Annotated in this window: 15 protein-coding genes and 2 tRNA genes; 10 read left to right on the top strand and 7 right to left on the bottom strand. The window is 59.0% G+C overall.

Annotated elements, in window-relative coordinates; translation table 11 throughout:
* Genes ACHZCU_RS16460 through ACHZCU_RS16450 form a run of 3 tightly spaced genes read right to left on the bottom strand, consistent with a single transcriptional unit; the run spans window position 1 to window position 1,547 of the window.
* Window positions 1-597, bottom strand: a complete 597-nt coding sequence (locus tag ACHZCU_RS16460) for an NADH-quinone oxidoreductase subunit C (protein ID WP_106301248.1) — start codon at window positions 595-597, stop codon at window positions 1-3.
* 15 nt (window positions 598-612) lie between these two features.
* Window positions 613-1,191, bottom strand: a complete 579-nt coding sequence (locus ACHZCU_RS16455; protein WP_024707024.1) for an NADH-quinone oxidoreductase subunit B family protein — start codon at window positions 1,189-1,191, stop codon at window positions 613-615.
* Window positions 1,182-1,547 carry an NADH-quinone oxidoreductase subunit A gene (locus tag ACHZCU_RS16450; protein WP_106301251.1) on the bottom strand — a complete coding sequence of 122 codons (366 nt, stop codon included), beginning with the start codon at window positions 1,545-1,547 and terminating at the stop codon, window positions 1,182-1,184. The genes ACHZCU_RS16455 and ACHZCU_RS16450 overlap by 10 nt, the downstream gene beginning before the upstream one ends.
* 123 nt (window positions 1,548-1,670) lie before the next feature.
* Here ACHZCU_RS16450 and ACHZCU_RS16445 point away from each other — a divergent pair, with 123 nt between their 5' ends.
* Complete coding sequence (locus ACHZCU_RS16445; protein WP_319519601.1) at window positions 1,671-1,970, top strand: hypothetical protein; 300 nt, start codon at window positions 1,671-1,673, stop codon at window positions 1,968-1,970.
* Here ACHZCU_RS16445 and ACHZCU_RS16440 read toward each other — a convergent pair.
* Window positions 1,959-2,035: transfer RNA gene (locus ACHZCU_RS16440), tRNA-Asp, on the bottom strand. The genes ACHZCU_RS16445 and ACHZCU_RS16440 overlap by 12 nt on opposite strands.
* Window positions 2,036-2,665: 630 nt before the next feature.
* Between ACHZCU_RS16440 and ACHZCU_RS16435 the strand changes: the two genes are divergently transcribed.
* A tRNA-Val gene (locus ACHZCU_RS16435) sits at window positions 2,666-2,741 on the top strand.
* Between the two features lie 329 nt (window positions 2,742-3,070).
* The gene (locus ACHZCU_RS16430) at window positions 3,071-3,298 is read left to right on the top strand and encodes a hypothetical protein (protein WP_319519600.1); all 228 of its coding nucleotides are present in this window, start codon (window positions 3,071-3,073) and stop codon (window positions 3,296-3,298) included.
* A 344-nt stretch (window positions 3,299-3,642) separates the two neighbouring features.
* On the opposite strand, the gene ACHZCU_RS16425 is transcribed toward ACHZCU_RS16430, so the two are convergent.
* Both ACHZCU_RS16425 and ilvA read right to left on the bottom strand, forming a co-directional pair.
* A complete protein-coding gene (locus tag ACHZCU_RS16425; RefSeq protein ID WP_106301256.1) occupies window positions 3,643-3,969 on the bottom strand; it encodes an HlyU family transcriptional regulator in 327 nt (108 codons plus the stop codon).
* Window positions 3,970-4,070: 101 nt separating this feature from the next.
* A complete protein-coding gene (ilvA, locus tag ACHZCU_RS16420) occupies window positions 4,071-5,321 on the bottom strand; it encodes a threonine ammonia-lyase (RefSeq protein WP_319519599.1) in 1,251 nt (416 codons plus the stop codon).
* 104 nt (window positions 5,322-5,425) lie between these two features.
* On the opposite strand from ilvA, the gene ACHZCU_RS16415 reads away from it, so the two are divergent.
* The 7 genes from ACHZCU_RS16415 (at window position 5,426) to ACHZCU_RS16385 (ending at window position 13,663) form a co-directional block, all read left to right on the top strand.
* Complete coding sequence (locus ACHZCU_RS16415; RefSeq protein WP_106301262.1) at window positions 5,426-6,880, top strand: TrkH family potassium uptake protein; 1,455 nt, start codon at window positions 5,426-5,428, stop codon at window positions 6,878-6,880.
* 130 nt (window positions 6,881-7,010) lie between these two features.
* A complete protein-coding gene (gene purL / locus ACHZCU_RS16410) occupies window positions 7,011-9,272 on the top strand; it encodes a phosphoribosylformylglycinamidine synthase subunit PurL (protein ID WP_319519598.1) in 2,262 nt (753 codons plus the stop codon).
* Window positions 9,273-9,274: 2 nt separating this feature from the next.
* Window positions 9,275-9,508, top strand: coding sequence for a BolA/IbaG family iron-sulfur metabolism protein (locus ACHZCU_RS16405; RefSeq protein WP_106301267.1), 234 nt, complete (start codon window positions 9,275-9,277; stop codon window positions 9,506-9,508).
* A 135-nt stretch (window positions 9,509-9,643) separates the two neighbouring features.
* Complete coding sequence (gene grxD, locus ACHZCU_RS16400; RefSeq protein WP_106301270.1) at window positions 9,644-9,979, top strand: Grx4 family monothiol glutaredoxin; 336 nt, start codon at window positions 9,644-9,646, stop codon at window positions 9,977-9,979.
* A gap of 167 nt (window positions 9,980-10,146) precedes the next feature.
* Complete coding sequence (locus tag ACHZCU_RS16395) at window positions 10,147-11,367, top strand: multidrug effflux MFS transporter (protein WP_319519597.1); 1,221 nt, start codon at window positions 10,147-10,149, stop codon at window positions 11,365-11,367.
* 123 nt (window positions 11,368-11,490) lie between these two features.
* On the top strand, window positions 11,491-12,672 hold the full coding sequence (locus tag ACHZCU_RS16390; RefSeq protein ID WP_319519596.1) for a multidrug effflux MFS transporter: 1,182 nt from the start codon (window positions 11,491-11,493) through the stop codon (window positions 12,670-12,672).
* A 310-nt stretch (window positions 12,673-12,982) separates the two neighbouring features.
* Complete coding sequence (locus tag ACHZCU_RS16385; RefSeq protein WP_319519595.1) at window positions 12,983-13,663, top strand: hypothetical protein; 681 nt, start codon at window positions 12,983-12,985, stop codon at window positions 13,661-13,663.
* Between the two features lie 372 nt (window positions 13,664-14,035).
* Here the strand turns inward: ACHZCU_RS16385 and ACHZCU_RS16380 are convergent, their stop codons facing one another.
* Window positions 14,036-14,863: an inositol monophosphatase family protein gene (locus tag ACHZCU_RS16380; RefSeq protein WP_319519594.1), complete on the bottom strand. Its 828-nt coding sequence runs from the start codon at window positions 14,861-14,863 to the stop codon at window positions 14,036-14,038.
* Between the last annotated feature and the right edge of the window lie 263 nt (window positions 14,864-15,126).

Genomic DNA, 15,126 nt, shown 5'->3' with positions numbered 1-15,126 from the left:
TCAGCTCGCCTTCTCGTCACCGGGCAGGACATATTCGGGTCCTTCCCAGGGGCTCAGGAAATCAAAACTGCGGAATTCCTGGCGAAGTTCGACCGGCTCGTAGATCACCCGCTTGGCTTCCTCGTCATAACGCAGCTCGACAAAGCCGGTCGTCGGGAAGTCCTTGCGCAGCGGATGGCCCTCGAAACCGTAATCGGTCAAAAGCCGGCGCAGGTCCGGATGGCCGGAGAAGGGAATGCCGTACATGTCCCAGGTCTCGCGCTCGAACCAGTCGGCGCCGGGAAAGATCGAGGTGATCGACGGCACGACCTCATCTTCTTCCACCGCAAGCTTGATGCGGATACGGACGTTCTGGGTCGGCGACAGAAGGTGGTAGACGACGTCGAAACGCTGTTCGCGTCCGGGCCAGTCGACACCGCAAACATCAATGATGTTCACGAAAGCGCACTGCCCGTCATCACGCAGGAACTTTGCAACATCCACGATCGCTTCCGGCGTCGTGAACACGGTCAGCTCACCATGGGCGACTCGGCTATCGTGGACACCGTTGCAGGCCTCGCGGATATGGGCGCCGAGTTCGTTCAAAACTTCACTCATAATGGTCTCCAGCCGCTATCGCTCGATGGTGCCGGTACGCCGGATCTTCTTCTGCAGCAGAAGCACGCCGTAAAGCAGCGCCTCGGCCGTGGGCGGACAGCCCGGCACGTAAATGTCGACGGGAACAACCCGGTCACAGCCGCGCACGACGGAATAGGAATAGTGATAATAGCCGCCGCCATTGGCGCACGACCCCATCGAGATGACGTAACGCGGCTCGGGCATCTGGTCATAGACCTTGCGCAGCGCGGGCGCCATCTTGTTGGTCAGCGTGCCGGCAACGATCATCACATCCGACTGGCGCGGTGAAGCGCGCGGGGCAAAACCGAAGCGCTCACAGTCATAACGCGGCATCGACATCTGCATCATCTCGACGGCGCAACAGGCAAGACCGAACTGCATCCACATCAGCGAGCCGGTACGCGCCCAGGTAATCAGCTGCGCGGACGAGGTAACAAGAAAGCCCTTGTCGGCAAGCTCATTGTTGATCTCACCAAAAAAGCGGTCGTCAGCGCCGACCGGCTTGTTGGTCATCGGGTCAACGACGCCTTTCGGCACCGGCGCGACCAGCGTTTCGTCCTGGCTCACTCCCATTCGAGTGCTCCTTTTTTCCATTCGTAGATGAAGCCGATCGTCAGCACGCCGAGGAACACCATCATCGACCAGAAACCGAACCAGCCGATTGTCCCGAAGGATACCGCCCAGGGAAACAGGAAGGCCACTTCGAGGTCAAAGATGATGAACAGAATCGCAACAAGATAGAAGCGGATATCGAACTTCATGCGGGCGTCATCAAACGCGTTGAAACCGCACTCATAGGCCGAAAGCTTTTCTGCATCGGGCGCCTTGAAGGCCAGCGCAAAGGGCGCGACCATCAGGGCAAGCCCGATGATGAGACAGATTGCGATAAAGATGACGATCGGAATATAGGAACTGAGGACTTCAGCCATAAAAACACCCTTGCCGTTAGATGGCGCCCGGGTCAGCGCACTCGCAGAATAAACCGCGAGACCGAAAATTGATAGATGTCGGGGTTGTGGTTAGCGCAGCCGACGCGCTCACGCAAGCCAATTATGACTTCATTTCGTCGCGCTGCAGCATTCGGTGACGGACGAAATGCGGCGTTTTTATACCCGTTGCAGGGCTTATTTAAGGGTGCGGCAATTTGCTGCGCCCGGCGACACGTTCCGCCGCCCGCCATGACATTCGTCAATAAAGACAGCCAAAACAAACCGAGTCGCACAAAGCTGCAGAGCCGCGCGCAAACGCAAACAGCCGAACGCATCCTGACAAAAGAGTTTAAGTCAGGCGGCGAACCGCATTGCAACAAAAGAGAAAAAGCATTTTCAGGAAGAAGAAAATGGCGCGAGTGACGGGGCTCGAACCCGCGACCTCCGGCGTGACAGGCCGGCACTCTAACCAGCTGAGCTACACCCGCGCATTTTCGCCGTTTCAGGGTCAAACGCTTGTTTTCGTGAGCGCTTGTCTGTCTGGCGTGAGCGGCTGTTTAAGGGGGACGCCTGCTACTGTCAAGCAGCTTGTCACGCATTTCTGCTTTTTTTACGCGGCCAATTTCAAGACCCCCGCAAAACCGGGAAAACCACCGTCAAAAAAATGCGCTTCCATAAGATCAGGCCGCAGCACACCGACGGCGAAAACCACAATCATGGCCGCCCCGGCCAAAGAGCGATTCACTTTTCACCTATCCGTCACTCACACCAGGAGTCGATGATTAGGACTCATATGACCGGCGTGTGTTGAAAGCCGCAGTCGTAGCCATAGCGACAGTGAGGATTTTCAACGCCGCAGGCTTTCAAAAGCGCCCTGCCCTTTAAGGGGCGACTGGAATAACCGCCGAGGGCGTTAAAATCCTCGCGCGATGCGTCTGCATCGCTCTCACGGTATCTTCCTGCTCGGACAGCCATTCCAGCACGCATCATATGAGTCCTGATCATCGACTCTTGGCACTACACACGGCAGCGTCTTTTTGAAAAAAATTGCAGATTCCGCGAAAACCCTCTTGCGGTTTCCGCGCGTTCCGCATATTTCACGCCTCACCAACGCGGTCGGGCGATTAGCTCAGTTGGTAGAGCGCCTCGTTTACACCGAGGATGTCGGGAGTTCGAGCCTCTCATCGCCCACCATTCTTTCCCCTTTCCTTCCTTTTCGGCATTCGAAACCGCAACATTTCGGTTCGGATTTTCAGCGCGCCCCGCTTTCAGGCTGTCCGATTATGAATCGCATCGGCGAAAGCAGCTTTTGCGATCGGATGGCGTCGCCAAGCAGAATACGGGAAGGCCACGTTCATGCGCCGAACCTTTCGGAAAATAGAACTTTTCTAATAAAGCATAATATAAATCACACAAACGATCGCCCCTACCCTAAACACCGACAATAAATTTCAAGAATGTTCAACTTGATTGCGCTGCCATTCAGGACTATTCTTTCGCGCATCACGGGGGAGTCGATTATTATGGCCCATTACAAGTGTTCCGATTGCTTGATGGTGCAGGATACCGGGCGCGTTTGCCGTCGGTGCGGAAGTTACAGTCTTACGGCGCTTGAGACGCATAGCGGCGCTGCCGACGAGCGCGAGCAGAACACCCAGGTGCCCGCGGCGACGTCGTTCAACATGCCGGTATGGATCTCCTTTTTCGGGATCGCCATCCTGACCAGTTATCTGCTGATCTTTCATATGTAGCGATGGCAGGTTGCCGGTGTCGGCAAGACGGTGGTTGCGCCGACCGCATGGCAGCGGACACGCCATGTCACGCGTAGGTTTCCTCGCCAGCGGGCGGTAACGGCACCGTCTTCGAAGGTTTATGGCAAGGAGATATGCTTGTCTGGCCGACTCGCCCAGCCGGCTGGCTACTGCATGGAGAAAAAAGCCAGCGAGGCCGCTTTCGCCGTATTGCGCGGATCATTTCACGCGCAGCGCATTATTCGCGGGATGCAGGATTCATGCAGCGGATGCGCGGCGGCAGTGCAGATAAAGCCGCCACACAGGGAAGGTTGCTTCAATCCTGTTTCCGAAAACGGGCAGGATCAGGCCGTGCGATTCTTTTCGCCGTCGGAAAACAGAGACTTGCCGTTCTGGTCGATGATCTGCTTGCCCTTCTTGAGGCTCCATTCAATCGCTTCATCCTGAGAGGCAAACAGGTCGGCGCGAATGAAGGTGCGGACCAGTGTTTCCTCGCCGACCTCCTTCTCGATGCGACCCTGAAGCCGGTATTGCGCGCCTTCCTTCACCGGCTCGGCGAAGATGATGCACTCCTCATGAACGATCGACTTGACGGCCTGATCGTTCTCCTGGCCGCCGCCGCCGGGGCCACCGGAAAACAGAGAACCGAGCTTCGAGAAAAACGATGCCATAGAAACAACTCCCTTTTTTGCGTTCTTAACCGATCAACCCCGGTTTCGCCAGCCTTGCGCACCGAATTTAAGCGCAATGCAAACGCGGCATGCCGCCGCGCTCAGATGATCAGGTTCGCCAGAATTTCGTTTTCGGTAATGTCCTGATATTTGAGGCCGCTTGCCGTCATCTTTTCGAACAATGCCGCAAAATTCTCCGGTTCCGCCGTTTCGATGCCGATCAGGATCGATCCGAAATTGCGGGCGGACTTTTTCAGATATTCAAACCGGGCAATATCGTCGTGCGGGCCGAGCAGGCCGAGAAAATCCTTCAGCGCACCCGGTCGCTGCGGCAGGCGCAGGATGAAGTATTTCTTCAGCCCGGAATAGCGCATCGCCCTTTCTTTCACGTCCGGCAGGCGGTCGAAATCGAAATTGCCGCCGGAGACCAGAACGACGATCCTGCGGCCGCGCACCTGTTCGGGCGAAAGCATGCCAAGCGCGGTCAGCGCCAGCGCGCCGGCGGGCTCGAGCACGACCCCCTCGACATTCAGCATTTCCGTCATCGTCACGCAGATCGCATTTTCCGGCACAAGCGCCACCTGTTGGGCGGAAAACCGGTTCAGTGCGGCAAAATTGGCGTCGCCGATCCGAGCCACAGCGGCCCCATCGACAAAATTGTCGACCTCGTCCAGCGTGACGATTTCTCCCGCCTCCAGAGAACGCCTGAGGCTCGGCGCGCCGGAGGGCTCGGCAAACAGGAAGGCATCGGGCGCAAGCCGCCCCTCGAAATATCCCGTAACGCCGGCCGAAAGCCCGCCGCCGCCGACCGGCATCACGATCAGGTCGGGCAGTTCCCCCGCCTCCGGCCATGCGGCCTCGATTTCGGCTGCCACGCTTGCCTGCCCCTCGATGATATCCGGGTCGTCGAAGGGCGGCACCATCACTCCGTCATTTGCCGCCACGAAATCCCTGGCGGCCGCATAGCAGACGTCGAAAATATCCCCGACAAGCTCGATTCGTATATTGCCGCCCCCGAAAATGCGGGTCTTGTCGATCTTCTGCTGCGGCGTGGTCACCGGCATGAAGACGACGCCCTGAACCCCGAAATGGCTGCAGCAATAGGCAAAGCCCTGGGCATGGTTGCCGGCCGAAGCGCAGGCGAACACCTTGTCGCCCCCGCCTTCGGCCATGCGTTTGCGCATGAAGTTGAAGGCCCCGCGCAGCTTGTAGGAACGCACAGGCGTCAGGTCCTCGCGTTTCAGATAGATGTCGGCATCAAATTGTGCGCTCAGATGCGCATTGCGCTGGAGCGGTGTCGGTTCGAACAGGCTTCTGAGTGCTGTGGTCGCTTCTTGAACTTGATCGCGCATTCTGGTGCTTCCCATTGAGTTTGTGCCGCTACACCGCTATGGCATAGATCGCGGGTTTGGAAAAACCCCGCTCATGACACTGAGTATGACAGGGTACGGTCTCCTTGAACGCCACTCTATTGCGGTCAGCCTTTTATATTGCGGCCATCTGCGGGATCTATCTTGCCGCCGCGATGTTCGTACCGGCCATGGCCGACCTCTATTACGCGAATGACGATTGGCAGGTCTTCGCCATTTGCGGCTTCATGGTCGGCGGCACCAGCCTTGTCACCGCAGTGGCGATGCGCGGCAACCCGCCGCCATTCAGCCGGCGGCTGGGCTTCTTCCTCGTCAATCTGCTGTGGATCACCTTTGCGCTGGTCGGCTCGATCCCGATTTACCTCGCGCGGGAAGACCTCACCTTTGCGCAGGCGCTGTTCGAGGCGGTCTCCGCCATCACCACGACTGGCTCGACCGTTTTGACCGGGCTGGACGATTCGGCGCCCGGTCTTCTGCTCTGGCGTTCGCTGCTGCAATGGATGGGCGGTATCGGGATTGTTGCTCTCGGGTTGTTCATCCTGCCGTTCCTGCGCATCGGCGGCATGGCCTTCTTCAAGATGGAATCGTCGGATACCAGCGACAAGCCGTTCGCGCGCATGGCAAGCTTCACCCGGGCCTTCCTCGCCATCTATGTCGGTATCACCATCGCCTGTGCGGTAGCCTACGATCTCGCCGGCATGTCGCATTTCGATGCCGTCAACCACGCGCTGACGACGGTGGCGACCGGCGGGTTTTCCACACATGATGCGTCTTTCGGCTATTTCGACAGCCCTGCCCTGCTGTTGATTTCCAGCTTCTTCATGATGCTGTGTAGCCTGCCGTTTTCGATCCTGATCCTGTTCGTGGTCCGCGGCCGTCTCGATACGCTGCGCGACCCGCAGATCATGCTGTTCCTGTCCTATCTGGCGATGGCCACCTTCGTGCTGGCGCTATATATCAGCCTGGACGGGCAGATGGATTTCGTGAATGCGCTGATACAATCTTACTTCAATGTGTCATCGATCCTCTCGACGACGGGTTACGCCAGCACCGATTATACACAGTGGGGCGCGTTTGCCATCGTGCTGGTGTTTTTCCTGATGTTCATGGGCGGATGCTCCGGTTCGACGGCAGGCGGGATCAAGGCCTATCGTTTTCTGATTCTCTACAACATGCTGTCGACCGGCATGAAAAAGCTGATCTATCCGAATGCCGTCTATTCGATCCGTTACGGGCGCCTGAGCGTCGATTCGGAAACGCAGCGCGCCGTCTCGATGTTCTTCTCCGCCTTCATCCTGCTGTGGGCGTTCGGCAGCATTGCCATGGCGGCTTTCGGCTATGATCTGATCACCGCCATTTCCTCGGTGCTGACCGCGCTTTCGAATGTCGGCCCGGGACTGGGAGACATCATCGGCCCGGCCGGCAATTTCGCCACCTTCGCCGATCCGGAGCTTTACCTCCTGTCGGTGCTGATGCTGCTTGGCCGTCTTGAAATCCTCACCGTCGCCGTGATCCTGATGCCGATGTACTGGCGCGGGTAATCCGCAGCCGTCATCTGTCAGCGGAAAACCGTGCGCGGGCGGTGGAGAAGCTTCCATTTCAGCGTGAACCGCTTTATTGAGGGGCGAAAACGCGCAAACGTCGAAAACCAATGCGGGATGCTCTTGTCTCATGACACTTTCCAACAATCAGGCCATCACGCCTGAAATCGTCGAAGCCCATGGACTGAAGCCGGACGAATACGAGCGGGTTCTGGAACTGATCGGCCGGGAGCCGAGCTTTACCGAACTCGGCATTTTTTCGGCGATGTGGAACGAGCACTGCTCCTACAAATCGTCGAAACGCTGGCTCAGAACCCTGCCGACGACCGGCCGGCGGGTCATCCAGGGGCCCGGCGAAAATGCCGGTATCGTTGATATCGATGACGGCGACTGTGTCGTCTTCAAGATGGAGAGCCACAACCACCCCTCCTATATCGAGCCCTATCAGGGTGCTGCGACCGGTGTTGGCGGTATCCTGCGCGACATCTTCACCATGGGCGCGCGTCCTGTTGCCGCCATGAATGCGCTGCGCTTCGGCGCGCCCGACCACCCGAAGACCCGCCATCTGGTCTCCGGCGTGGTTGCCGGCGTCGGCGGCTACGGCAATTCTTTCGGCGTGCCGACGGTGGGCGGCGAAGTGGAATTCGACGCCCGCTACAATGGCAACAATCTCGTCAACGCCTTTGCCGCCGGCATCGCGCGCACGGACGCGATCTTTTATTCCGAGGCCAAGGGCGTCGGCCTGCCGGTGGTCTATCTCGGAGCCAAGACGGGCCGTGACGGCGTTGGCGGCGCAACCATGGCCTCTGCCGAATTCGACGAGGATATCGAGGAAAAGCGCCCGACGGTTCAGGTCGGCGACCCCTTCACGGAAAAATGCTTGCTTGAAGCCTGCATGGAGCTGATGAAGACCGGCGCCGTGATCGCGATTCAGGACATGGGCGCGGCTGGACTGACTTGCTCGGCCGTCGAAATGGGCGCCAAGGGCAATCTCGGCGTCGAACTCGATCTCGACCGCGTGCCGGTGCGTGAAACCGAAATGACGGCCTACGAGATGATGCTGTCGGAAAGCCAGGAGCGCATGCTCATGGTGCTCGACCCCGAAAAGGAAGAGGAAGCCGAGGCGATCTTCAAGAAATGGGGCCTGGATTTCGCCATCGTCGGCAAGACCACCGATGATCTGAGATTCCGCGTGCTGCATCGCGGCGAGGAAGTCGCCAATCTGCCGATCAAGGAGCTTGGCGACGAAGCGCCTGAATATGACCGCCCGTGGCGCGAACCCGATACTCGCGGCGAACTGCCCTCACATCTGGTCGAGGCGCCGGAGGATTATGCCGCCGCTCTTCTGAAACTCGTCGGCGGGCCGAACCAGTCGAGCCGCCGCTGGGTCTATGAACAGTATGACACGCTGATCCAGGGCAACTCGCTGCAGCTGCCCGGCGGCGATGCCGGTGTCGTTCGCGTTGACGGCCATCCGGTCAAGGCACTCGCCTTTTCCTGCGATGTGACCCCGCATTATGTCGAGGCCGATCCTTACGAGGGCGGCAAGCAGGCTGTGGCCGAATGCTGGCGCAACCTCACCGCAACGGGCGCCGAACCGCTGGCGTCAACCGACAATCTCAATTTCGGCAACCCGGAAAAACCGGAAGTCATGGGCCAGCTGGTCAAGGCAATCGAAGGCATTGGCGAGGCCTGCCACGCGCTCGGCTTCCCGATCGTGTCGGGCAATGTCTCGCTTTATAACGAGACCAATGGCGAGGCGATCCTGCCAACCCCGACAATCGGCGGTGTCGGCCTCATTGCCGACTGGCGCAAGATGGCCCGGGTCGGTTCGTTTTCCGATGGCGACCAGGTGATTCTCATCGGCGCCGATGGCGACCATCTGGGCGCTTCGGCCTATATGCGCGAAGTTCTCGGCCTCATTGACGGTCCGGCCCCGGCGGTTGATCTTTATGTCGAGCGCCGCAATGGCGATTTCGTCCGCTCCGCCATCAACAATGGCCAGATCACCGCCTGCCACGATATTTCGTCAGGTGGCCTCGCTGTTGCCCTGGCCGAAATGTGCATGGCCGCAGGCAAGGGCATGGCGATCAGCATCGAACAGGCGCGCGGCATGCCCCATGCACTGCTGTTCGGCGAAGACCAGGCGCGCTACGTCATCACGGTTCCGGCAGAATACGGCAATTTCGTCTGCGCTTCGGCAGAAGGCAGCGGCGTACAGTTCCGTCGCCTCGGCAAGGTCGAGGGAGACGCGCTGGTGATCGATGATCTGTTGTCGGTCCCGGTCGGGGAGTTGCGCGACGCCCACGAAATGTGGTTCCCTCAATTCATGACCGCAACGAGCGGCAATAGCCCGTCGGCGGAAGAACCGGCGTCAAGCGAGGAGCACTGAATATGGCAATGAACGCGGGCGAAATCGAAGACATGATCAAGGCTGCAATCCCGGATGCCACGGTCACGATCAGGGATCTGGCGGGCGACGGCGATCACTTTGCTGCCGAAGTTGTGTCGGAAAGTTTCAGAGGCAAGACCAGGGTGCAGCAGCACCAGATGGTCTATGATGCCCTGCAGGGGAACATGGGCGATGCGCTGCACGCTCTTGCCCTGCAGACTTCGGCGCCACAATAAGCGCGTACCGGTTCGTTTTCGACCTGTCGCGGTCAATTCGCCGGCCTGGGGGCTTGGCGGTTGTAAATCGATCGATTATATGCTGAAAGCAAATAAACGCTACGGATCTTGAACCCGTATGTGAAAGGATTACGCATGAGTGACATCAACGCCTACATCAAGAGCGAAGTCGACGGTAACGATGTCGTCGTCTTCATGAAGGGCACACCGCAGTTTCCGCAGTGTGGTTTCTCCGGTCAGGTCGTTCAGATTCTCGACTATCTCGGCGTCGACTACAAAGGCATCAACGTGCTGGCCGACGGCGACCTGCGCCAGGGCATCAAGGACTATTCCAACTGGCCGACCATTCCCCAGCTCTACGTCAAGGGCGAGTTTGTCGGCGGCTGTGATATCGTACGCGAGATGTTCCAGGCGGGCGAATTGCAGGAACACCTGTCATCCAAGGGTGTCGCCGTCAGCGGCGCGGCCTGAGACCGGGCGTCGGCTTTTTCACAAGGAAAGCCGGCCGGAGGGCGCCGCGCCAAGCGGCTGCCCGGACATGCTCTGCATTTGTTTGGGTACAGGCGTCGCTCTAGCGGCGCCTTCTTTTGCTTTCAGGATTATTCGTTTTGACAGATACGTTACAGAGATCGGGACCAATGGTCCGAAAAGCACCGGGGAAATGGGAACTGGTCGCGATGATGGCCGGGTTGATGGCGCTCAACGCGCTGGCCATCGATATCATGCTGCCTGGCCTGAAACAGATTGGCGCCAGCCTCGGCGTCGAGGCGGAAAACCAGCATCAGTTCATCATCACCTCCTACGTGCTCGGTTTCGGCATAGCCCAGCTCGCCTACGGCCCGCTTGCCGACCGTTTTGGACGCAAACTGCCGCTTCTGGTGGGGCTGGCAATCTATTTCGCCGGCGCCGTCACCTGCGCCTTCGTGCCGACATTTACGGCATTGCTGCTTGTGCGCTTCTGCCAGGGATTGGGCGCGGCAGCCACGCGCGTCATTTCCGTTGCCGTGGTGCGCGACCTTTACGGCGGGCGCAAGATGGCCGAGATCATGTCGTTGATCATGATGGTGTTCATGATCATCCCCGTGATTGCACCGTCAATCGGCCAGACGATCATGTTCCTCGGCGACTGGCATCTGGTTTTCGTGTTCCTCGGTCTGGCCGCACTTGGCAATTTCTTCTGGGTGACATTCCGTCTGCCTGAAACGCAGCATCCCGAAGATGTCATCCAGCTGACGCCGAAGGCTGTCGCCCACAGCTTCCTCTACGTGCTGAGCCATCGTGTTGCCCTGTTCTACACGCTGGCGACCACCTTCATCATGGCCTGCATCTTCGGTTTCGTGACCTCGGCACAGCAGGTCTATATCGACATATACGGGCTTGGCGCACTGTTTCCCCTGGCGTTTGCCGGCATCGGCGTCACCATGGCGGCATCGTCGCTGGCAAATTCCCGCATTGTCGGCAAGATCGGCATGCGCAGGCTTTCCCACGGCGCGCTGATCGGCTTTGTCCTGACAAACGGCGTCTGGCTCGCCATCGATCTGATATTCGCCGGCGCCATGCCGTTCGTGCTGTTCTATCTGATCTTCATGATCGCCTGGTTCCAGTTCGGCTGGATCGCGCCGAACTTCAACGCGCTGGCGATGGAGCCGCTCGGCCATGTGGCCGGTGCAGCCTCATCCGTTCTCGGGTTTGCCAGCACGGCCGGTTCCGCGCTTCTCGGCGCGATGATCGGGCTGTCCTTCAACGGCACGACGACACCGATGATCGCCGGTTTCTTCGTCTTCGCCCTCGTTGCGCTGGGCCTGACGCTGATTGCGGAAAAAGGAAAGCTTTTCCAACCACATAATCCAGAAGTCTAAAGTCAATACCCGGTTCCGGCTGGGACCGGGCCCTCCTCCCGAAAGTCCCCGCCCGTGACCTATGCCTCTCACCCCGAACACGCAACAATAACCGCCCGGCTCCCCAAATGGGAGCTGGTCGCCATGATGGCCGGATTGATGGCGCTCAATGCGCTCGCCATCGACATCATGCTGCCAGGCCTTCAGCAGATCGGCGCAAGCCTCGGGGTTGAAGAGGAAAACCGGCGACAGTTTATCGTCACCGCCTATGTTCTCGGCATGGGCTGCGGGCAATTGCTGTTCGGGCCGCTGTCCGACCGGTTCGGGCGCAAAATGCCTCTGCTTGCCGGCCTGGCTCTTTATCTCGCGACATCGGTTTGCGCCGCCTTCGTTCCCAGCTTCGCCCTGATGTTGTTCGTCCGTGTCATTCAGGGTGTAAGCTCGGCGGCAACCCGCGTGATCTCGATTTCAATCGTGCGCGATCTCTATGGCGGGCGGATGATGGCGGAAGTCATGTCGCTGATCATGATGGTGTTCATGATCATACCGATATTGGCGCCCTCAATCGGCGAGGTCATTCTGCTTGCCGGCGAATGGCACCTGATCTTTCTTTTTCTGGCGCTGTTTTCGTCGGCCATGTTTATCTGGACACTGACCCGGCTGCCGGAATCGCTCCACCCTTCCGACAGACGCCCCTTCAGCATCGCCTCGATTGCGGGCGGCTTCATGATCGTGATCCGCAACCGCTCGGCGGCATTCTACATCCTGGCGACCACCTTCATTCAAGCCTGCATGTTCGGCTACATCACCTCGGCCCAGCAGATCTATATCGGCGTTTTCGATCTTGGAAGGCTGTTTCCGGTCGCGTTTGCAGGTCTTGGCATCACCATGTCCTGTTCGGCACTGTTGAACTCGCGCCTTGTCGGCCGCTTCGGTATGCGGCGGCTGTCGCAGGCAGGCCTGATCATCTTCACCACGCTGATCGGGATATGGCTGGTGCTCGACCTTGCCTATGCGGGCGTGATGCCGTTCTGGCTGTTTTACACGATGTTCTGTCTCGCCTGGCTGCAATTCGGCATTCTCGGCGCCAATTTCAATTCCATGGCCATGGAGCCGCTTGGTCATGTCGCCGGCATCGGCTCCTCGATCCTGGGCTTCACCAGCACCGCCGGGTCTGCCCTTATCGGTTCGCTCGTCGGCCAGTCGTTCAACGGTACGACCACGCCGCTGATCACCGGGTTCTTCACCTTCGCCGTCGGCGCCTGCATTGCCACGGTGATCGCCGAACGCGGCAAGCTGTTCCAGCCGCATAATCCCGAGGTCTGAACAAAAACGACGCCTTCGGACGGCAGCCCCGGCAATCACCAAAGGGTTGCCGGTGGCCTGAACTATGGCATGAATCGCACCATATCCTCCCTGAAATATTAATTCTTTTCAGAGCATTATACCGTTTCGATCTACTGAATTCTCGTCCCGCACATCATGAATGCAAATGTGAGTTTCGCGTTTAGCTGGAACTAAAATTCCGAAACTCACGTTTATCAACCTAAGACCGGGCGGGAGGCTCGGTCCGTTTCCGACTGAACACGAGGTTGAACTCGGTGACTTCATGCCGGGAGCCCAGAAGGAGGACATGATGATCACAGCTATTTTGAAATCCAGACTGCTTGCCGGTTCGGTAATCGCCGGATCTCTGCTGGTTTCGGCATCGATAACCCAGCAGGCTCACGCTATCGATGTCAATGTCGGTGGCGAAAACGGAGTGAGTGCAAGTGTTGATGTTGGCCAGAACGACGATGGCGGCCTCGGCGCCGACGCCGGCGCCAGTGTCGGCGGCGACAGCGGAGTAAATGCCGATGCCGGTGCGGATGTCGGCGGCAGTCAGGCTGCCAGTGCCGATGTAGACGCCAGCGTTGGCGGTTCCAGTGGCGTTGATACCAACACCAGTGCGTCGGTCGGCGGCGACCAGGCCGTGGATGCGGATGTCAGCGCCAGTATCGGCGGTTCAGATGGCGTGAATGCCGATGCCGGTGCTGATGTTGGCGGCGACAGCGGCATCGGTGCCGATGTGGATGTCGGCATCGGCGATAGTGCGGCCGTTCCCGGCAATGGCGGCGGGACTGGCAATGGTTCGGGCGGCGGAGGCGGCTCTATGCCTCCGGCGAACGACGACCGTCAACTTGTTGCTGGTTTCGACCAGCTTTCGGGTGACGAGCAGGCTGTTGTTAGAAAGCAGTGCGAGCAGGTCATGCGGACCCCGCAGTCATTCGAAGTGGGACTGCAGCGCTTGTGCAAGCTCGTCGATACCTACCGCTGAACCGGCGCGTCGAATAGCACTGGCCACAGGCTCTAAACGACAACACAAAACAGGCGCGCTGCAGTCAGCGCGCCTCAGTTTGATGACAAACCCTCCAAGGAATCACAACTTTGCCTATCCCCCCCGCCGTCATACCGGCCTTGAGCCGGTATTCAGGGCAGCTTGTCGCGCGCTTCCAGAAAGTGTCTTTGCGCGCAAGAACTTGCGCTTACTGGATACCGGCTCAAGGCCGGTATGACGAAAGAACGAGGGGCGAGCTTTGTCAGCAGTCTGAAGCGCGCTGCAATCAGTGCGTCTGTTTTTCTCACAAACCTATCCCCACACCGCGCTTCATTCCTCGACCTGAAGAAGAAGCTCCAAACCGGGCAAGGTCTAGATCGTAAACACTTTCTCGCGCAGTTCCTGCCAGCTTTCCTTGTCGGGCGCCCCCAGCAGGCCGCCATCGAGGTGGTCGGGACGGTAGGGGGAGCCGTCATAGCGGGCGATATAGCCGCCGGCCTCCTGGCCGATCAGAACGCCGGCCAGATGATCCCACGGCATCAGCTTGAAATAGGTGAAGAAGTGCAGGCCGCCCGAGGCAAAGGCGCGGTATTCGACGGCGGCGCAGCGATAGCTCGCCGCATAACGCAGCTTTGCGGTGTTGGCCAGAAGCGTGGCGCGCTTCTCGCGCGGCATGAAGGCGACGGAGGCGGTTCCGAGCATATCCGCCAGCGCAACCGGGGCTGCAACCTTCATCCGGCTTGTCGAACCGTCAGCGCGTTTCAGCCAGGCACCACTGCCCTTCTCGGCCACCATGAAGTCATCGCCCATCGGATCATAGATCAGCCCGGCAACGGTTTCGCCGTTGACCACGATTGCCGCCATCACGCCGTAGGCGGAAATCCCGTGGGCAAAGTTGAACGTGCCGTCGATCGGGTCCACGACCACCGCCAGTTCGGCATCCTTCAGTTTCGAAAGAAGCGTCGGATCAGCAGCAACGCCTTCCTCGCCGACAAAGGCGGCGTCGGGCAGGATTTTCTCGATACCCGCCTTGATCACGCGCTCCGCGCCGGTATCGGCGATGGTGACGAGATCGCTTGCCTCGGTCTTTTCCGCAACGTCCTGATCGTCGAGTTTTCGAAAACGCGGCAGGATTTCCTGCGCCGCAGCGTCGCGCATCAGCCCGGCGATGGCGTCGAGCGTTTCGGAGGTGATCGTCATGTGATGAAATCCCGGTTGACTAGACTAAGCTGGCGCCGGTTAAATCATGACCATGGCGGCAAAGTCCATGGTTTGCCGGCCAAAGCCGCGTGCTTTGTCGTTGACTTTTCGCCAAAACCCGACTATTTCCGCGCCAACACCGGCTCCGGCCGATGTTTCACCGACATGTCCCGTGGTTTTCCGGGCGCTTTTTTCCGCGAAAACCTGTCAGGATCTTCCCTCGGGAAGAACCAAAGGAGGGCGTGTTTCCTTGGAGCCGGGAA

Source organism: uncultured Martelella sp. (assembly GCF_963677965.2).
Lineage (GTDB): Bacteria > Pseudomonadota > Alphaproteobacteria > Rhizobiales > Rhizobiaceae > Martelella > Martelella mangrovi.
Note: the sequence above shows the minus strand (reverse complement) of the source record. Positions and strands in the feature narration are given on the sequence as shown.